This window comes from Methylobacterium sp. Leaf118 (assembly GCF_920984675.1).
Classification (GTDB): Bacteria; Pseudomonadota; Alphaproteobacteria; order Rhizobiales; family Beijerinckiaceae; genus Methylobacterium.
The window spans coordinates 36,631-55,032 of record NZ_CAKLBV010000007.1 but is presented as its reverse complement, the minus strand read 5'-3'; the positions used below and the strand labels follow the sequence as shown (position 1 = coordinate 55,032).

18 protein-coding genes are annotated in these 18,402 nt (G+C 72.1%); 7 read left to right on the top strand and 11 right to left on the bottom strand.

The window, feature by feature from the left end:
- The first annotated feature begins 138 nt into the window (after positions 1 to 138).
- The 6 genes from LW587_RS05040 to gspD all read left to right on the top strand — a co-directional run bounded on the left by LW587_RS05040 (position 139) and on the right by gspD (position 5,604).
- The gene (locus tag LW587_RS05040) at positions 139 to 771 is read left to right on the top strand and encodes an SCO family protein (RefSeq protein ID WP_232628503.1); all 633 of its coding nucleotides are present in this window, start codon (positions 139 to 141) and stop codon (positions 769 to 771) included.
- Positions 768 to 1,229: a GspH/FimT family pseudopilin gene (locus LW587_RS05035; protein WP_232628502.1), complete on the top strand. Its 462-nt coding sequence runs from the start codon at positions 768 to 770 to the stop codon at positions 1,227 to 1,229. The genes LW587_RS05040 and LW587_RS05035 overlap by 4 nt, the downstream gene beginning before the upstream one ends.
- Positions 1,226 to 1,621: a PulJ/GspJ family protein gene (locus LW587_RS05030; protein WP_232628501.1), complete on the top strand. Its 396-nt coding sequence runs from the start codon at positions 1,226 to 1,228 to the stop codon at positions 1,619 to 1,621. The genes LW587_RS05035 and LW587_RS05030 overlap by 4 nt, the downstream gene beginning before the upstream one ends.
- Position 1,622: 1 nt before the next feature.
- A complete protein-coding gene (locus tag LW587_RS05025; RefSeq protein WP_232628500.1) occupies positions 1,623 to 2,231 on the top strand; it encodes a prepilin-type N-terminal cleavage/methylation domain-containing protein in 609 nt (202 codons plus the stop codon).
- Positions 2,228 to 3,133, top strand: a complete 906-nt coding sequence (locus tag LW587_RS05020) for a general secretion pathway protein GspK (RefSeq protein ID WP_232628499.1) — start codon at positions 2,228 to 2,230, stop codon at positions 3,131 to 3,133. The genes LW587_RS05025 and LW587_RS05020 overlap by 4 nt, the downstream gene beginning before the upstream one ends.
- A gap of 110 nt (positions 3,134 to 3,243) precedes the next feature.
- On the top strand, positions 3,244 to 5,604 hold the full coding sequence (gene gspD / locus LW587_RS05015) for a type II secretion system secretin GspD (RefSeq protein WP_232628498.1): 2,361 nt from the start codon (positions 3,244 to 3,246) through the stop codon (positions 5,602 to 5,604).
- Between the two features lie 38 nt (positions 5,605 to 5,642).
- Here gspD and LW587_RS05010 read toward each other — a convergent pair whose 3' ends face one another.
- The 3 genes from LW587_RS05010 to LW587_RS05000 all read right to left on the bottom strand — a co-directional run bounded on the left by LW587_RS05010 (position 5,643) and on the right by LW587_RS05000 (position 8,913).
- Positions 5,643 to 6,665 carry a phosphatase PAP2 family protein gene (locus tag LW587_RS05010; protein WP_232628497.1) on the bottom strand — a complete coding sequence of 341 codons (1,023 nt, stop codon included), beginning with the start codon at positions 6,663 to 6,665 and terminating at the stop codon, positions 5,643 to 5,645.
- Positions 6,666 to 6,718: 53 nt separating this feature from the next.
- Positions 6,719 to 7,981 (bottom strand): GGDEF domain-containing protein, encoded by a 1,263-nt coding sequence (locus tag LW587_RS05005; RefSeq protein ID WP_232628496.1) that lies wholly within the window; start codon positions 7,979 to 7,981, stop codon positions 6,719 to 6,721.
- A 104-nt stretch (positions 7,982 to 8,085) separates the two neighbouring features.
- On the bottom strand, positions 8,086 to 8,913 hold the full coding sequence (locus tag LW587_RS05000; RefSeq protein WP_232628495.1) for a tetratricopeptide repeat protein: 828 nt from the start codon (positions 8,911 to 8,913) through the stop codon (positions 8,086 to 8,088).
- A 95-nt stretch (positions 8,914 to 9,008) separates the two neighbouring features.
- Between LW587_RS05000 and LW587_RS04995 the strand changes: the two genes are divergently transcribed.
- Complete coding sequence (locus LW587_RS04995) at positions 9,009 to 10,406, top strand: leucyl aminopeptidase family protein (protein ID WP_232628494.1); 1,398 nt, start codon at positions 9,009 to 9,011, stop codon at positions 10,404 to 10,406.
- Between the two features lie 6 nt (positions 10,407 to 10,412).
- Here the strand turns inward: LW587_RS04995 and LW587_RS04990 are convergent, their stop codons facing one another.
- From LW587_RS04990 to sppA, 8 genes are all read right to left on the bottom strand, one after another.
- Complete coding sequence (locus LW587_RS04990; RefSeq protein ID WP_232628493.1) at positions 10,413 to 11,057, bottom strand: glutathione S-transferase family protein; 645 nt, start codon at positions 11,055 to 11,057, stop codon at positions 10,413 to 10,415.
- 21 nt (positions 11,058 to 11,078) lie between these two features.
- The gene (gene ilvN / locus LW587_RS04985) at positions 11,079 to 11,621 is read right to left on the bottom strand and encodes an acetolactate synthase small subunit (protein ID WP_232628492.1); all 543 of its coding nucleotides are present in this window, start codon (positions 11,619 to 11,621) and stop codon (positions 11,079 to 11,081) included.
- A gap of 152 nt (positions 11,622 to 11,773) precedes the next feature.
- Positions 11,774 to 13,549 carry an acetolactate synthase 3 large subunit gene (locus LW587_RS04980; RefSeq protein ID WP_232628491.1) on the bottom strand — a complete coding sequence of 592 codons (1,776 nt, stop codon included), beginning with the start codon at positions 13,547 to 13,549 and terminating at the stop codon, positions 11,774 to 11,776.
- 467 nt (positions 13,550 to 14,016) lie between these two features.
- Positions 14,017 to 15,258 (bottom strand): tryptophan synthase subunit beta, encoded by a 1,242-nt coding sequence (gene trpB, locus LW587_RS04975; protein WP_232628490.1) that lies wholly within the window; start codon positions 15,256 to 15,258, stop codon positions 14,017 to 14,019.
- Positions 15,259 to 15,409: 151 nt separating this feature from the next.
- Entirely contained in the window at positions 15,410 to 16,054 is a 645-nt protein-coding gene (locus tag LW587_RS04970; RefSeq protein ID WP_232628489.1) for a phosphoribosylanthranilate isomerase, read from the bottom strand.
- A gap of 17 nt (positions 16,055 to 16,071) precedes the next feature.
- Complete coding sequence (locus LW587_RS04965) at positions 16,072 to 16,437, bottom strand: LapA family protein (RefSeq protein ID WP_232628488.1); 366 nt, start codon at positions 16,435 to 16,437, stop codon at positions 16,072 to 16,074.
- 161 nt (positions 16,438 to 16,598) lie between these two features.
- Positions 16,599 to 16,907, bottom strand: coding sequence for an integration host factor subunit beta (gene ihfB, locus LW587_RS04960; protein ID WP_232628487.1), 309 nt, complete (start codon positions 16,905 to 16,907; stop codon positions 16,599 to 16,601).
- Positions 16,908 to 16,954: 47 nt separating this feature from the next.
- Positions 16,955 to 17,923, bottom strand: coding sequence for a signal peptide peptidase SppA (sppA, locus tag LW587_RS04955; RefSeq protein ID WP_232628486.1), 969 nt, complete (start codon positions 17,921 to 17,923; stop codon positions 16,955 to 16,957).
- Between the last annotated feature and the right edge of the window lie 479 nt (positions 17,924 to 18,402).

The window sequence follows — 18,402 nt, the reverse complement described above, 5'->3', positions numbered from 1 at the left end:
GCATCGGCCCGGGGCTCGACGCCGGCTCCCTGACATCAGCCGACGCGGCGGTCCGAAAGGTTCGAGCAAGAAGCGGTCGCTACCATCGTGATCCGGTGCCCCTGCGGGGGCACGATTCGCGCCCCAGGGTGACCGACGATGACGCTCCCGCCCTGGTTTCCGCGCTCCGCGTGCCGGCGCGTGACGCTCGCCGTCATCCTGCTCGCCCTGACGGGGCCGGGTCTCGCCCCGGCGGCCGAGTCGGCGCAGCCGGGGCCGTCGCTCGCCGGGGGCAGCCTGTTCGCCGGCCATTTCCTGCTCCGGGATCCGTCCGGCGCGACCATCGATTCCGACGCCCTCTCGGGCCGGCCCTACGGCGTGTTCTTCGGCTTCACCCACTGCCCCAACATCTGCCCGACCACGCTGGCCCGGATCAGCCTCGCCCTGCGGGACATTCCCGATCCCGACCTGCGCCTCTACTTCGTCACCGTGGACCCGGAGCGCGACACCGCCGCGGCTCTGGGGCCTTACATGGAGAGCTTCGATCCCCGGATCGTGGCGCTCACCGGCGACCGGGCGGCGATCGAGGAGGCGGTGACGAGCTTCGGGGCGGTGGCCGAGCGCACGGCCCTGCCCGGGGGCGGCTACACCTACGGCCACACCGCGGCCGTGCTGCTCGTGGACGAGAACGGCCTCATCGCCGAACGGATCGGCGCGGAGGGCGAGGAGGCGGTCCTGTCGGCCCGGCTGTCCCGGCTCGCCCGCCGCCCCGCCGTTAAGGCCGGCCCATGACCGCGCCCCGCCAGGGCGCCGGCTCGGCGGGGTTCAGCCTCGTCGAGATGCTCGTCGTGCTGGCGATTCTCGGCGTCGTGGCGGGGGTGGCGGCTCCGGCCATCGGCCATCTGGTTCCGGGGCGACGCCTCGACCTGACCGCCGCGACCCTGGCGGGCGAATTGACCCGCCTGCGGGCGCAGGCGCGGCGCAGCGGCGCCCCCACGAGCCTGACCTTCGTGCCGGAGCGCCGCCACTTCATGAGCACACGCCCCGGCGCGGCGCCGATCGGCGCCGGCCCGGTGGCGGTCGAGGTGTTGCGCGGCGAGGCGAGCCGCGCCGGCCCGGGCGAAATCCGCTTCCTCGCCGACGGCAGCTCCACCGGCGGCGCGATCCGCCTGAGCGGGTCGGGCGGCCACCGAACCTTGACGGTCAGCAGCCTGACCGGCCGGGTCGCGGAAGCCGGGGCGAACCCGTGAGCTCCCGTCGACCCACCCAGCGCGGCACCGCCGACGGCTTCACCGTAGTGGAGATGCTGGTCGCCTTCGCGATCGTGTCCCTGTCCACCGTCTCGGCGCTGGAAGTGGCCGCGACCCTCGGGCGCCAGGGCGGGCGGGTCGAGGCGCTCCTGCGGGCGGCGGACGAGGCGCAGGGCGTGGTCTGGCTGCGGCTCGCGGCCGGAACCCTGCACCCGGGGTCCGAGACCGGGCGCTTCTCCGACGGCCGGCAATGGTTCCTCGACGTCGTCGATGTCGGGCCCCGACTCGGATGGCGCAACGTCCCACCGGTCTGGCACGTGCGCCTCTCCCGCGAGGGGCCGCGGGGGCCGGTCGTCTACGAGACCGTTCTGACGGCGGGCCTCGGTGGCTGAGATGCGGGCGCCCCGGAGGCTGCGGCCGTCGCGGGCCGGCTTCACGATCGTCGAGATGCTGGTCTCCCTCGCCCTGCTCGCGCTGATCTCCCTGCTGCTGATCCAGGCGATCGGGGCCGCCGGCATGCTGTCTCGCCAGGGCGGGCGGCTCTCCGCCGACACCGATCTCGACATCGTGCGCGATCACCTGCGCGGCTCGCTGGCCCGCCTCGTCGGCCGCGACACCAACGGGCGCCGGCCGGCCTTCCTCGGCGAACCGGAGCGCTTCAGCGGCACCGTCCTGGCCAACCGGGGCACCGAGCGCGGCGGTGCCGTGCGCCAGAGCGTGTGGGCGGTCCGCCGGGACGACGGCACCGTCGATCTCGTCGAGACGCGCGGCGTCGGCCCCGAATCCGGGGCCCGGCCGCCCGAGGTGCTGGTGGGCCGGGCGGCGGCAGTGCGGCTGCGCTATTTCGGGGCCGGTCTCATCGCCGATCCGCAGCCCGGCTGGTTTCCGGCCTGGACCCGGCGGGACCGGCCGCCGACCCTGATCGAGATCAGCCTCGCCTTCCCGCCCGGGGACCGGCGCCGCTGGCCGCCGCTCCTCGTCCCGCTCGGGGTCGGGCAATGAGCGCCCCGCCCCGCGCCTGTCCCGCACGCGGAGCCGAGTCCGGCTTCGTCCTGCCGGCCGTTCTGGCGATCATGATCGTGGTCTCGGCCGCGGCCCTCGTGGCCACCGAGCGCCATAGGACGCGCCTCGCCGTCGCCGAGAGCCAGACCCGCAGCCTGCGCCTCCAGGGGCTCGCCGACGGCGCGGCGCGGCTCGTGGCGACGGGCTTCGTGCTGGAACGGACCCGCGGGGTGGCGGGCCTCGGCCTGCCGCGCAACGGGGCCAGCGTCGCCTGCGATCTCGCCGGAGGCCGCCGTCTCACGCTGGCGGTGCAGGACCATGCCGGACTGATCGACCTCAACGCGGCGCCGCGCCCGCTCCTGGAGACGGCGTTCCGCGCGCTCGGGCTCGGCGATTCCGACGCACTGACGCTGGCGGCGGAGGTGCTGGATTACCGCGATGCCAACGACGACCCGGAGCCCAATGGCGGCGCGGAAGCGCCGCAATACGCTGCCCGCGCCCTGGCCTACGGCCCCCGCAACGGGCCTTTCACCAGCGTCGACGAGATCGAGCGGCTGCCCTCCCTCACGGCCGACCGGGCGGCGCGCCTGCGCAATGCCGTGACCGTGTACAATCCCGGCGGTGGCATCGACCCGGCCCTGGCGCCCGAGCGTGCCCTCGTCGCCAGTGTCGCCGGCGACGGCCTGCGCCCCTACACGGCCCGATCCTCCGGACAATATGTCGAGGTCCGCGCGAGCGTCGCGGACGACCACGGCCGCGCCACCCGCAGCGCCATGGTCTCGGCGGGCGGGACCGGAACCGGCACGCTCGTCCTGTCCTGGCAGCCGGACGGGCCGGAGATGGCACCCGGCGCCCCCCATCCGGCCTGCGCCGCCCTCGCCGCGGCCCTGATCCGCCCCTGAGGCCGGGGCGCGGCCGACGGAGGGTCCGAAAAGTGTCAATGACCGGTTAACCATAACCGCCTAGCGTCCGGATCGACCATCTCCTGCGGCACCGGCTTCGAGCGGAAGGCATGGCGATTCGTGCACATGTCTTCGGCTTGACGCTCGCCCTCGGCTGGTCCGGTGCGTGCCTCGCCGCCGAGCCGCTTCCGGGTCGCGGACCAGGCCCCCGCGTCACCCCCGCTCCCTCCGGCGGCCTGATCCTGCGCGGCAACGACCAGTTCATTGGCGAGGCCGCCCCGGCGCGGGAGCCGGTCGCGGGCGGGCTCGTCACCCTCAACCTCGTCGAGGCGCCGCTCCCGGTCGCCGCCAAGGCAGTGCTCGCCGACACGCTGGGCTGGGGCTACACCCTCGACCCGCAGGCCTCCGGCACCCTGACCCTCCAGACCGGCGGGCCCGTGCCCCGCGAGACGCTGCTGGCGATGTTCGAGACGGCTCTGGCGAGCCGCGGCCTGGCGCTGCGCCGCCGCGGCCGCTTCGCCCAGATCGGCCCGTCGGGGGCCGATGCGGGGGGCGTGCGCCCGGTGCGGGGCCCGGCCGCGGAGGCCGGCGCGGTCGCGATACCGCTGCGCTGGGTCTCGGCCGTCGAGATGCAGGCGATCCTGGCCGCCGTCGCCCCCAAGGAGGTGATCCTCCGCGCCGACCGGGCCCGCAATCTGCTGATCCTGAACGGCGATGCCGGCCAGATCCGGGCCCTGCGCCAGACCATCGAGGTGTTCGACGTCGACTGGATGCGCGGCATGTCGACGGCGATGCTGCCGGTGCGCAGCACCAATCCGGGCACCATCGCCCGCGACCTCACGCAGATGTTCGGCGGCGAGGCGGCGGGCACCGGCGACGTGATCCGCTTCATCCCCAACGAGGGGCTGGGCGCGATCCTCGTGGTGACCTCCCGCGCGGTTTATCTCGACCGCGCCCGGGCCATGCTGGAGCAGCTCGAATCGCTCGCCGCCGAGCGCGAGCGCCAGCTCTTCGTCTACCGCATCCAGAATCGCTCGGCCCGGGACCTCGCCGCCGTGCTCCAGGGCGTGGTCGCGGCGGAGACCGGCAGTCCGGTCAACGTCACCGCGGGCTATGGCGGGGGCGCGTATGGGGGAGGTTACGGCGCCGGGTCATCCGGCTACGGCGGCCAGGGCGCGCCGGGATTCGGCGGATCGGCGGCGGGCGCCGGCTTCAATGGCGGTTCGCCCGGCGCGGGCGCCGCGGGCCAGGGCGCTGCGGGCCAGGGGGCTGCGGGCCAGGGGGCGACCGGGTTCGGGGGCGATGCGGGATCCGGCTTCACGCAGGGCGCGGGCGGGGATGCCGCCACAGCCCCCGCGGCCGGGTTCGGTGCCGGGACGGCGCCCGGGGTCTACGGCGGCGGCAATAGCTACGGGTCGGGCTACGGGGGAGCGGGGGGCTACGGCGCTGATTCCGGTATGGCCGGCGCCTACGGCGCCCGGCGCGACGCGGTCGGCATCGTCGCCGATGAGGCCAACAACAGCCTCGTGATCTCGGCCACCCGCAACCAGTACGACAAGATCCTGCGCATCCTGGGCCGGCTCGACGCGATGCCGACCCAGGTGCTCCTCGAGACCGTCATCGCCGAGGTGACCCTGAACAACCAGCTTCAGTTCGGGGTGCAGTACTTCCTCAAGAACCGCTCCTCGGGCCTCAATTTCGCGCAGCGCGAGACGGCCCGCATCGGTGAGGGCGGGGGCACCGACGCGCTCATCAAGGCGGCGGCCCGGGGCGTGCCGGGCTTCAACTACCTGCTCGGCGCCGCCGACTTCAACGTCGTGCTCAACGCGCTCCAGGGCGTGACGCGGGTCAACGTCATCTCCTCGCCCAACATCACCGTCCTCGACAACCGCACCGCCAAGCTCCAGGTGGGCGATCAGGTGCCGATCGTCCGCCAGACCGGCCAGAGTGCCCTGGCGGCGGGCGCGCCGATCCTGAACCAGATCGAGATGAAGGACACCGGCGTCATCCTCTCGGTGACGCCGCGGGTGAACAAGAACGGCCTCGTGGTGCTCGACATCAACCAGGAGGTCAGCGACGTGGTGCCGACCACGACCTCGGCCATCAACTCGCCGACGATCCGCCAGCGGCGGGTCGCGACGAGCGTCGCGGTGAGCGACGGCCACAGCCTCGCCATCGGCGGCCTCGTGCAGGAATCGGCGCAGATCATCAACGAGAGCGTGCCGGTTCTGGGCGACCTGCCGCTGGTCGGTCCGGCCTTCCGCAACCGCATCGACGGGCGGGTGCGCACCGAGCTGATCGTGTTCATCCGGCCCAAGGTCATCCGCGGCACCGCCGAGGCCGACCGCATCGCCGAGGATTTCCGGCAGCAATTCAAGGCCATGATGCCGATGCGGCCGGTGCCCGCCCCGCCGCCCATGGCCGCCATGCCGGTCGGCACCGACGGGGTGCTGCGGCGGATGATTGACTGAATCAGGCGGTCGCCGGCTCTCGGACCCGGGTGGAGGCTCTACGCCGCCGCCTTCATGGGCGGCGCGGCCGCCACTGCGGCGGCGGGGACACGGACCTTGCCCGGCCGCCGGCGCCGATGAAGCGCCACGAGCACACCGGCAAGGCCGGCGCCGGCCAGGATGTCCGGCAGGTAATGTCCCCCTGCCCCGATCGCCGCCACGACGATGGCGGCGTTCAGGACCACCGCCAGCGGGCCGATCCCCGGCAGAGGCGCCAGCGCCCAGGCGGTGAGCACCGCGAGGCAGGCATGGAAGGACGGGAAGGTCACGAGGCCGCGGATCTCCGACAGTGCGATGGTGTCGAGGCTGCCCTCCCGCAGGGCCCGCAGGGCGTCGAGGTGCCACAGCGCGCCGATCGTCTCCAGATGGCCGTCCGGGAGCCGCCCCGCCGCGTGATGGGCGTAGGTGCCCGCCGCGGGAAACAGCGCGGACAGCAGCACGCAGGCGAGCAGCGAGAGCGAGAACAGCCGGGCGAAGGTCCAGAGCCGTCGCGTGCGCCCGACGGCGCTGAGGACGACGACGACGAGCCCGATCTGCGGTCCGCTCGAATGGTAGGCCAGCGCCAATCCGTGAGCGAGACCCGGATGGTCCGCCAGGAAGGCGAGGTAGGCCGGTCCGTCGAAGCCCAAGGCCCTCTCGATCCGGGCGAGTCCCGCATCGGCCAGCGGCAGCGCCAGCATCGCGGCGAGCACGTGCAGGACGGCGACCGCGGCGGTGAAGGCGAGGAGGTAGGCGCTCGACAGCGCCATCGCCCGCAGCTTCGGCTCCGGCTTGACCGCGCTGCACAGGAACGCGGCGGCCAGGAGGAGCGCGACCGTGGCGGTAACGGCGGCGAGGCCCGGTCCCGCGATCGCCACGCCTGCGACGGCGAGGCCCGCGGCGTCGGCCGCGACGATCACGGCGACCAGGGCCCACAGACTGGGATGGGGGGCGGCAAGGCCGGCGGTGAGGGCGATCCGGCGTGGGCGCCGGGTCGGTCCGGCCGCCCGTGCGGCGCCGGCGCGGTCCTCGTCAAGCAGCATCCGCCGGTCGTTCCCTTCGATCGCGTTCCGTGACGCGACCGACCGGCCGCGCGTCAGGGAGACTCCGCAGCGAGCGATTGGTTCGCCGCCGCGGCCATCGAGGGCGGGCGCAGATTGGCGTTCGCGGCCGGGGCCAGGGTCGAGACCCGGTCGCGTCCCTCGCTCTTCGCGGTGTAGAGGGCGAGATCGGCGGCCTTGAGCAGGCCGGCGGCCTCGATCCCGAGGGCGCGGGTCGGCCCATGGGCCGCCGTGGCACCGATGCTCACGGCGAGCCGGGCGCCCCGGGAGAGGCCCGGATGCGGCAGCGCGAGCGCCGCCACCGCCGCCCGGACGGCCTCGGCCGCCTCAAGGGCCGCGTCGAAGGTCGCCCCCGGCAGGAGCGCGACGAATTCCTCGCCCCCGTAGCGGGCCGCAAGCCCGCCCCGGGCCTCCACCGATGTGGCGAGGGCGCCCGCGACCGCAATGAGGCAGCGATCGCCCTCCTGGTGACCGGCGGCATCGTTGAGGAGCTTGAAATGGTCGATGTCGACGAGAAGCAGGCCGAGCCAGGTCCCGGCCTCACCGGCCTCCCGCCACGCCGGTTCCAGGCGATCCGAGAAGTGGCGGCGGTTCGAGAGGGTGGTGAGCGGATCGGTCTCCGACAACACGGTGAGCCGGGCGTTGGCTCGGGCGAGCGCCTCCGACTGGAGCCGCTCCCGCAGGCCGATCAGGAAGGTCCGCTTCGCCTCCCATTCCCGGGAATAGCAGAGCTTGAGCGGCACCAGGATCAAGCCCGAGACGAGCAGCGGGAGGCCGCTGCTGCTGGTCTCGGCGAGGTTGAAGCCGAGGACGAGGCCGGCATAGAGCGCGAGGGAGGCGGAGCAGTACCAGAGGGCATGCCGGAACGGCATCGGCGCGATCATCCCGACCACCAGGGGCACGATCGCCGCGATGATGACGTAGGCCTGGGCATGCGTGGGCGGCGCGAGGCGGGCACTGTTGAGGACGATGGCGATGTCGACGAGCGCGGTGGCCAGGGCGGCCACCGTCATCCGCACCATCGTCGGACGCCCCTGCAGCGACAGGATCGCGGCCAGCGCCACCGGGCAGAACACCCCCATGGTCAGGCCGAACGGCACGTGAAAGGCCTCCGGGCCGAACACGTCGTGGTCCATCACCAGGGAGAGGATGTTGAACAAGCCGAAGACGGCGAGCCAGGACTGCATGTAGAGGCCGCTCGCCCGCACCGTCTCCGCACGGTACTGCGTCTCGAGCGCATCGGGCAGCCTGAGCTGATACCAGGGTCGGCGCAGGCCGGCTTCGATCAACGTATGCATGGTCGTGCCGGGCAAACCGCCGAGAGGCCTCTGCTCAATCTAGTGTAGGATTCCTATCTGCTCGTAAAGATCCGGCGGTCCGGTCGATCGCGCGGCGGCGGCGGTCAGCGGGCCGTCGGGAGGCCGGCGGTGCGGGCCGGGCGGGCCGCGAGCGGGCGGCTCGACATCGCCCGCAGGGACTGCACGTTGGCCGCCGCCTCGGCCGGTCCGAGATCCTGGGCGAGCACGCGCTCGGCCTCGTCGTAGCGGCCCTTCAGGCCGAGGACGAGGGCGAGGTTCTGGCGGACCCGGGCGTCGGCGCGGGGCTGCGCCGCCGCACGCTGCAGGGTCGATTCGGCGAGGTCGAGATGACGGCCCAGCGCGTAGGACAGGCCGAGATTCGACAGAATGCGTGGCTCCTCGGGGGCGATCTTGAGGGCGGCCTCGTAGAGGCTCTGAGCCCGGGCGTGGTCGCCGGTCTGGTCCGCCACCATGCCCTGCGCGGACAGCACGCGCCAATCGGGCTGGGCCGGGCTGTGGGCGTTCTGGAGAACCTCGTTGGCCTCCTGGTAGCGGCCGGCCTCGGCGAGGGTCTTGCCGTAGGCGGCGAGCACCGCCTTGTCCTTCGGGTTGCGCAGGGCCGCCTGCTGGAGCACCGCCGCGGCCTGGGATTTCTGATCGGTGGCGCGCAGGGCGTCGGCGTAGCGCATCGCGTTGCGCAGATCGTTCGGCTCGGCATTGTAGCGCGCGGCCAACCCGTCCACCTCGGCGCGGGCGGAGCGTTCCGCCGGTCGCCCGAGGCCCGGCAGGGAGAGGCCGCCGATCGAGCCGGTCGTTTCCGGCGAGCGCGACTGGCAGGCGGAGGCCGCGAGGCCGATCAGGCCCGCCGCGGCCAGGCGGCGGAAACGGACGGTCCGGGCCGGATGGGCGGCCGTGCCGAAGGTCCGTGTCATCTGTCCTCTCCACCACGTAGCCGGCGGTGCTTGCGCCCCGCCGATGGCACGGTGATAGAAGGTTAACCCTAATCGACGGTTAAGCCTGCCTCCGCATGACTCACGACAGACCCGCCCTCCTCGCCCCCGGTACGGATGCGGTTCCGATCCGCGCCGTGACCAGTGCGGACTGGGCCGAGGTCGAGGCGGGCCTCGCGCCCCTCCAGCGGGCCTTCGCCAAGGCATCGGGTTTCGCCCCGAAGGCCGGTCGTACCGCCCTCCTGCCCGATGCGGACGGTACGCTCGCCCGCGTCCTCCTCGGCCTCGGCGACCGGCAGGCACCGGCGCACGACCGCTTCCTGCCCGGCAAGCTGCCGGCCGCCCTGCCCGGGGGCGCCTACCGGCTCGAGCCCGCCGAGGGCCTCGATCCGGCGGAGGCCGCGCTGGCGTGGCTGCTGGGCAGCTACCGGTTCGAGCGTTACCGCAAACCCGGCGAGCCGCGCCCCCGACTGGTCGCCCCGGAGGGGATCGACGCCGCCTCCGTCGAGCGGATCGCGGCGGCGGTCGCCTCCGGGCGGGACCTCGTCAACACCCCGGCCAACGATCTCGGGCCCGCCGAGATCGAGGCCGCGATCCGGTCGCTGGCGGAGCGGTTCGGCGCGGCCGTGAGCGTCACCGTCGGCGATGCCCTGCGCGAGGGCTTCCCCCTCGTCTACGCGGTGGGCGCGGCCTCGCCGCGGGCGCCCCGGCTCATCGACCTCACCTGGGGCGACGAGGGCGCGCCCCGCGTCACGCTGGTCGGCAAGGGCGTGGTGTTCGACACGGGCGGCCTCGACATCAAGCCCTCCGCGGGCATGCTCCTGATGAAGAAGGACATGGGGGGCGCCGCCGCCGCCATCGCGGCCGCCGAGATGATCATGGGCGAGGGCCTGCCGGTGCGGCTGCGCCTGATCGTGCCGAGCGTCGAGAACGCGGTCGCGGGCGAAGCCTTCCGCCCCGGCGACGTAATCCGCGCGCGCTCTGGTCTCACCGTCGAGATCGGCAACACCGATGCGGAGGGGCGGCTGATCCTCGCCGACGCCCTGGCGCTGGCCGATGCGGACGCGCCCGACCTGCTCATCGACTTCGCGACCCTGACGGGGGCGGCGCGGGTCGCGCTGGGCCCCGATTTGCCAGCCTACTTCACTGAGGACGAGGGTCTGGCCGCCCGCGTCGCGGAGGCGGGCGCCCGGGTCAACGACCCGGTCTGGCGCCTGCCGCTGCACGCGCCCTACGCGAGCGGCCTCGAGTCCAAGGTCGCCGACCTCAACAACGTCTCCGGCGGTCCGTTCGCGGGCGCGATCACCGCCGCCCTGTTCCTGCGCCGCTTCGCCCCGCGGACGACGGCCCACGTCCATTTCGACCTCTATGGCTGGAACCCCTCGACCAAGCCGGGCCGGCCGGAGGGCGGCGAGGTGCAGACCGCCCGCCTCGCCCATGCCCTGGTGGCGCGGCTCGTCGCGGGCGGCGCCTGAGCGGCGTCAGGCCGGCAGGGTCAGGCCCTCGCGGGCGAAGACGGCCTGCACCGCGGGCCGTCGCGCCATCGCCCGGGCATGGGCCGTCCAGGCGGGAAACAGCCCCGGCATGTCGAAGCCGAGGGCGGGGCCTCGACCCCACATCCAGAACACCAGGAGATAGGGATCGACGAGGCTGTAGCGCGCGCCGAGCGCCCAGCCGCCATTCGAGAGGCGGACCTCCGTCATGGTGCAGAGATCGCCGAAGGTGTCGGCGCCGCGCGCCCGGATCGCGTCGAACCCCTCCTCGTCCGTGCTGAACCGCTCGGGCCGGCGCCGCTGCGCGTAGGCGACGTGGTGGGCGGTGGCGAGCCAGCCCAGCCACTCGTCGGCCAAGGCCGCCGCGCGGGGCTCGTCCGGCATCAGCCCCGCCGCCGGATGCGCGCGCGCGACGTGGCGCAGGATCGCCGACACCTCGGTCAGCACCCATCCGTCCTCGTAGAGAGCCGGCACCCGCCCGCGCTCGTTGACCGAGAGGTATTCCGGCGCGCGCTGGTCACCCCGGGCGAGGTCGAGGCGCACCGTCTCGAACGGGGCACCGGTCTCCTCCAGGGCGATATGCGCGGCGAGCGAGCAGGCGCCGGGGGCGTAGTAGAGGGTGCGGGCGGTCATCGACTCGGCCGCCGGCCCGCTTCAGAGCGGCTCGGCGCCCCGGCCCATGGCGGCGATGCCGGTGCGGGAGATCTCGACGAGGCCGATCACGGTCAGAAGCCGGATGAAGCGGTCGATCTCCTCGGTCGAGCCGGTCAGCTCGAACACGAAGGAGTTGAGGGTCGCGTCGAGGGTCCGGGCGCCGAAGGCGGAGGCGAGCCGCAGGGCCTCGCTGCGATGCTCGCCGGTGCCGACGACCTTCACGAGGCAGAGTTCCCGCTCCAGCGCCTGGCCCTGCAGGGTCAGGTCGACGACGCGGTGGACCGGGACGAGGCGGTCGAGCTGCGCCTTGATCTGATCGATCACGGCGTTCGTGCCCGTCGTCACGATGGTGATGCGGGAGATGTGGCGCGCCTCTTCCGTCTCGGAGACGGTCAGGCTCTCGATGTTGTAGCCGCGGCCGGAGAACAGGCCGGCGATGCGGGCCAGGGCACCGGGCTCGTTGTCCACGATCACCGCGAGGGTGTGGCGGTTGACGATCTCGACCCGGGTGGGCTCGGGGTAGTGGGTGTTCATGGCGTTCATCGCGGAGCGTTCCTCGTCTCAACCTGTCGTCTGGCGCGAGGCGCTGAACCGCCTCCCGGCGCCGGCCTGTCTGGCGCCCACCCGAAAGCAGGGCCGCCCCGACCGGGGCGGCCCGCATCCGAGGCCGGGCCTCGACGGTGATGGCAGCCGGATCAGACCAGCATCTTGCCCTCGGCCGAGATGACGTCGCCGAGCTCGACCCCGGTCTCGCCGAGGTAGTCCGACAGCAGCATCTCGTTGTGCGCCTTGCCCGACGGGATCATCGGGAAGCAGTTCTCGGTCTTGTCGACGACGCAGTCGAAGATCACCGGCCCGTCATAGTCGAGCATCTCCTTGATCGCCGCGTCGAGTTCGCCGGGCTTCTCGCAGCGGATCCCCTTGGCGCCGTAGGCCTCGGCGAGCTTGACGAAGTCCGGCAGGCTCTCCGAGTAGCTCTGCGAGTAGCGCGAGCCGTGCAGCAGCTCCTGCCACTGCCGCACCATGCCCATATACTCATTGTTCAGGATGAAGATCTTGACCGGCAGGCGATACTGCACGGCGGTCGACAGCTCCTGCATGTTCATCAGGATCGAGGCTTCGCCCGCGATGTCGATCACGAGCCCGTCCGGGTTGGCGAGCTGCGTGCCGATCGCCGCCGGCAGGCCGTAGCCCATGGTGCCGAGGCCGCCGGAGGTCATCCAGCGGTTCGGCTCCTCGAACTTGAAGTACTGCGCCGCCCACATCTGATGCTGGCCGACCTCCGTGGTGACGAAGGTCTTGCGGTCCTTGCACGCGTCGTAGAGCCGCTGGACCGCGTATTGCGGCTTGATGATCGTGCCCGACGGCCAATAGGCGAGGCAGTCGCGCGACTTCCAGCGGCTGATCTTGTTGAACCAATCCTCCATGCGGCCCTGGTCGGGCTGCTTCGCCAGGGCGCGCCACTGGGCGAGCATCTCCTCCAGCACCGCGGCGCAGTCGCCGAGGATGCCGACATCGACCTTGACGACCTTGTTGATCGAGGACGCGTCGACATCGACGTGGATCTTCTTCGAGTAGGGCGAGAAGGCGTCGAGGCGTCCGGTGATGCGATCGTCGAAGCGCGCACCGATGCAGATCATCACGTCGCATTCATGCATCGCGAGATTGGCCTCGTAGGTGCCGTGCATGCCCAGCATCCCGAGGAACTTGTCGTCGGAGGCCGGGAAGGCGCCGAGGCCCATCAGGGTCGAGGTCACGGGGAAGCCGGTCTCGGCGACCAGCGCGCGCAGGAGCCGCGAGGCTTCCGGTCCCGAATTGATGACGCCGCCGCCGGTGTAGAAGACCGGCCGGCGGGCCGTCGCCATCAGCTCGACCGCGGTGCGGATCTTCTCGGCATCGCCCTTGACCGGCGGATTGTAGGTCTTGTGGCCGTTCTGCGCCGGGCGCTGGTAGACGCCGGTCGCGAACTGCACGTCCTTGGGCAGATCGACGACGACGGGGCCCGGCCGGCCGTGGCTCGCGACATAGAACGCCTCGTGCAGGATGCGCGACAGGTCGTCGATCGATTTGACGAGGTAGTTGTGCTTCGTGCAGTGGCGGGTGATGCCGACCGTGTCGCATTCCTGGAAGGCGTCCGAACCGATCAGGTGCGTCGGCACCTGGCCCGTGACCGCGACGAGCGGGATCGAATCCAGCATCGCGTCGGTCAGGCCGGTGACGATGTTGGTGGCGCCGGGGCCGGAGGTGACGAGGACGACGCCGACCTTCCCCGAGGAGCGGGCATAGCCCTCGGCCGCGTGAACCGCGCCCTGCTCGTGGCGCACCAGCACGTGCTTGATCGTGGTCTCGTCGAAGAGCGCGTCGTAGATCGGGAGCACCGCCCCGCCCGGATAACCGAACAGGGTATCCACCCCCTGATCCTGGAACGCCCGGATGACCATCTGGGCCCCGGTCATGACCTCGCCGCTCATCGACTCCTCCATCATTCCGTTCTTCGTGACGTTGTCTGCATGTCTCGGGTAGCGTCGGGTTTCCGGCAACAAAAAAGGGCCCCGAGGGACCCTGCATGCGCCACCGACCGGGTCGCCGGGCCTGCGATCAGGCCCGCCCCGTCCGTGGCGCTTCCGTTACAATAAGACCCGTGCGCATCATCGATTCCGGTCGCCGGTGCGTTCGCGAAGTGAGGCGGGGGGAGTAAGCGATAGGCGCGCCCGCGTCAATCGCCGAACGCGCTCGATGGAAGCTTTGATTCACAATCGGTCACAAGCCTTCAGGATTTTGCCGTACCCTCTTCTCTGAAACCGTCAGTCCGGGGCACTGAGGGCGGACCCGAAACCCACCCGTGACGCAACGAAGGCGCCCGGCGTCGAGCCCCGCCATTCCGGGTTCCGCGGGGCGGCCCCGGAATGGCGGCGTTGCCTGACCAGAGGCGGCCCGGTCAGAGCGTCTGCCCGAAGATGCGGGCGACCTGGGGAATGTCCTTGTCGCCCCGGCCCGAGAGGTTGAGCACCATCAGGTGGTCGGCCGGCTTGGTGGGGGCGAGTTCGGCCACCTTCGACAGGGCGTGCGCAGGCTCCAGGGCGGGGATGATCCCTTCGAGCGACGAGCACAGCTTGAACGCCTCCAGGGTCTCGGAATCGGTCGCCGAGAGGTAGGTGACCCGGCCCATCTCGTGCAGCCACGCATGTTCCGGGCCGATCCCCGGATAGTCGAGGCCGGCCGAGATCGAGTGGGCGTCGGCGATCTGGCCGTCGTCGTCCATGAGCAGATAGGTGCGGTTGCCGTGCAGCACGCCCGGGCGCCCGCCGGTGAGCGAGGCGGCGTGCAGGCCGCTCTGGACACCGTGGCCCGCCGCCTCGACGCCGTAGATCTCGACCTCGCGGTCGTCGAGGAAGGGGTGGAACAGACCCATCGCGTTCGAGCCGCCGCCGATGCAGGCGATCAGCGAATCCGGCAGGCGGCCTTCCATCTCCAGCATCTGCTGCTTGGTCTCGTGCCCGATCACCGACTGGAAATCGCGCACCATCGCCGGGTAGGGATGCGGGCCCGCCACCGTGCCGATGCAGTAGAACGTGTCGGCGACGTTGGTGACCCAGTCGCGCAGGGCCTCGTTCATCGCGTCCTTGAGGGTCTTCGTCCCGGATTGCACCGGCACGACCTCCGCGCCCAGCATCTTCATCCGGAACACGTTGGGCGCCTGCCGCTCGACATCGACCGCGCCCATGTAGACGACGCATTTCAAGCCGAAGCGGGCGCAGAGCGTGGCGGTGGCCACCCCGTGCTGGCCCGCGCCGGTCTCGGCGATGATCCGCGGCTTGCCCATGCGCCGGGCGAGCAGGATCTGGCCGAGCACGTTGTTCACCTTGTGCGAGCCGGTGTGATTCAGCTCCTCGCGCTTGAAATAGACTTTCGCCCCATGACCGGCCGGCGCCTGCGCGCGGAAATGCTCGGTCAGGCGCTCGGCGTAGTAGAGCGGGCTCGGGCGGCCGATATAGTGGGTGCCGTAGGACTTCATATCGGCCTCGAAGGCCGGATCGACCTTGGCCTCGGCATAGGCCTTCTCGAGCTCGAGGATCAGCGGCATCAGCGTCTCGGCCACGAAGCGGCCGCCGAAGATGCCGAAACGACCGCGCTCGTCCGGCCCGGTGCGGAAGGAGTTGGGAGCGGGGGCAAGGGTCACGGCGCGCGGTCCTTCGCGAAGACGGATACTTGCCCGCGTGCTAGACCCATGGCGCTCCCGCCGCAATGCGGCGTCCCGTATCCGGGCCGCTTGCCCGACCTCTGTTCCTGCCTGAACCCCTTGCGTCAGCCCCGTGCCTCAGCCCCTTGCTTCAGCCCCTTGCGCGGGCGGCGGCCACGAAGGCCCGGATGCGGTCCGGGTCCTTCTCGCCGGGGCGCGTCTCCACGCCGGAGGAGACGTCGACGGCCGAGAGCCCCGTACGGGCGAGCGCCAGGGCGACGTTGCCGGCATCCAATCCGCCCGACAGCATGGTGCCCTCCGGCAGTTGCGCCTGCGTGAGCAGGGTCCAGTCGAAGGCGCGGCCGTTGCCCCCCGGCAGGGCGGCGTCGGGCGGCGGCTTGGCATCGAGGAGCAGCCGGTCGGCGACGTCCGCGAAGGCCGCCACCGCGGCGAGGTCGGCGGCCGTGGCGATGCCCAGGGCCTTCATGACCGGCCGCCCGGTGCGCCAGCGCAGAGCCGCGACGCGCTCCGGCGTTTCCCGGCCATGAAACTGGATCAGGTCGGGATCGACCGCCTCGATGGCCGCGTCGACCAGCGCGTCGTCGGGATCGACGAGCAGGATCACCCGCTCGGCCCGACCCCGCGCCCGGGCCGCGAGCCGGCCGGCCTCCGCGAGCGGCAGATGGCGCGGGCTCCTGGGGAAATGGACGAAGCCGACGAGGTCGGCGCCGGCCTGGAGCGCCGCGTCCAGCGTCGCCTCGGTGCCGAGGCCACAGATCTTGACGCGCACGCCCATGGGATCGGAGGGCGAACTCAGCGCCCGGCCGGGGCCGGAAGGGCGGCCTGGGACCCGACGCCGGGATAGCTCGGCGTGGGCGCCGGGGCGCCGAAGGTCTTGAGGCTCGCCGCCTCCATGGCGAGGCGGTCGGCCTCGCGGCGGTGAAAGCGGGCGCGCTGACGGGTCGTGCCCTGGCTCAACCAGCTGCCGACGCCGCCGACCAGGATGCCGAGGGCGACCGCGCCGAACACCACCACGTAGAGCGGCAGCACGACGCTGAAGACCGGCTCGGGCGAGAACGGATCGAGGGAGAGGGTCACGGCGTCGCGGTTGGCCACCGCCAGCAACACCACCACGATCGCGACCGGCAGCAGGATCAGGGCTTTGAGGAAACGGATCATTCAGAAGGTCTCCGACGGACGGAACGGGCCTCGCAGGCCCGGCCGACGCGTCTCGTGAGGGCTCCCGGGGGCGCTGCCCGGTGAGTCTCGAAGGCTCGGCCGGCGGGATTTAGGGCAGCACGCCCCCGCCGTCACCGCCCTGCTCGCCCCAAGCGGACGGATCAGGCGCCCGCCCGCTCCTCGCCGATGCCGGCGCCGTTGAGGCGCAGCCGCATCTCCTTGCCGGTCTTGAAGACCGGAATCGCCTTCTCGGAGACGGCGACCGATTCTCCGGTGCGGGGATTGCGCCCGCGCCGGGCCTCGCGCCGCTTGACCGAGAAGGCGCCGAAGCCCCGCAGCTCGACCCGGTCGCCCTGGGCCAGGGCGTCGGTAATGGTGTCGAGGATCGCGTTGACGAGGGTCTCGACGTCGCGCTGGTAGAGATGCGGGTTCTGCTCGGCGATCTTGAGCACGAGTTCGGACTTGATCATGCGGCTGACTTCCGGGTGCGGGGCGGGCGCGGCATGGCGACGAACGGTCAGGGTGCCGGGCTCCAAAGGGCGAGCAGGCCACCCTCCCCCAGCCGGGCGGTCTCGGATTCCAGCGCCCGCAGGCGCCCGGCTAAACCCTCGAAGCCGAGAAGGCTGACGGCAGTACCCAGGCTCGACCACAGCTTGAGGCCACCCTCGGCTTTCGGCTTCCAGTCCTTCACCGGCAGGTTCTTGGGGACGTTCTTCTCCTTCTCGAGCCACGCCACCGCCTGCCGCTCGCCGCCGAGTTCGTCCACGAGCCGCAGGGGCACGCTCTGGCGGCCGCTGAACACGCGGCCATCGGCCACCGTGGCGAGCTGCTCCTCGGTCATGCTCCGGCGCTCGGCGACCAGCCCCTTGAACCAGCCATAGGTGTCGAGGACGATCGCGTTGAGGGCGGCGCGCGCCTCCGGCGAGGTCGGGGTAAAGCCGGACGGCTCGGCCTTCAGGGGCGAGGACTTGATCGCCTCGACCCGCACGCCGATCCGGTCGAGCAGGCCCGACACGTCCGGGTACTGGAACAGCACGCCGATCGAGCCGACCAGGGCGGTCTCGCGGGCGACGATATGGTCGGCGGCGATCGCGGTGATGTAGGCGCCAGAAGCCGCCGTGCCGTCCACGAAGGCGACGATCGGCTTCTTGGCGGCCAGCGCCCGCAGGTTGCTGTAGAGTTCCTCGGAGCCCGTCGTGGTGCCGCCGGGCGAGGAGATCGAGACCACCACGCCCTTGACCACGCTGGCCTCGCCGACGCGCTCGATCAGCTTGCGGGTCGATTCGCTGCCGGCGATGAAGCCGCCGATGGAGATCCGGGCGATCTGGTCCTGGCCGGAGGTGAACACGCTGCCGTCGCCGATCCGGGCGCGGTATCCGAGGGCGCCGACGGCGACAATCAGGGCGCCGACGCCGAGCACCCGCCACAGGGTCAGCTTGCGGCGCAGACGGCGGCGGTCGATCAAGATCTCGGCGTCTGCAGCCATCCGACGGTCCACTCCCTGGCGTTGACGGCCTTCGCCGCCGATGTCCCGCTTCGCGGCCGGGGCTGCGGCGCCCGGAATCGAAGCCGGAAGTCCTCGATTTGCGGCGCCGGGCATCCCCCGAAACGCTGCGGATCGCACATGGTCGTTGCGCCGACGGAGCCGGGCCGCCCTGATCCAAGTCCTTGACGTGGCTGGATTCGGACGGGCCGTCCGAGGCCGCGGCCGTGTTTAGACCCGCCGGTGGCGGGGCGGCAAGAGCCCGGCGAAGACAAGGACCTGTCGCGCCCTGTGGAATGCCTGCGGGGCGTTGCCGCGAGGGGCCCGGACATGCTCTCCGTTGCGCAGCGGGCAATCGACCTCCTCGCCGGCGCCCCGCCGGCACGGGAGCCCGCGCCGAACGGGACGGGCCAAGGCCCGGCCTCCTGCGAAGACGAGGGGCCCCGACACGAAAACGGCCCGGGACGCACTCTCGCGTCCCG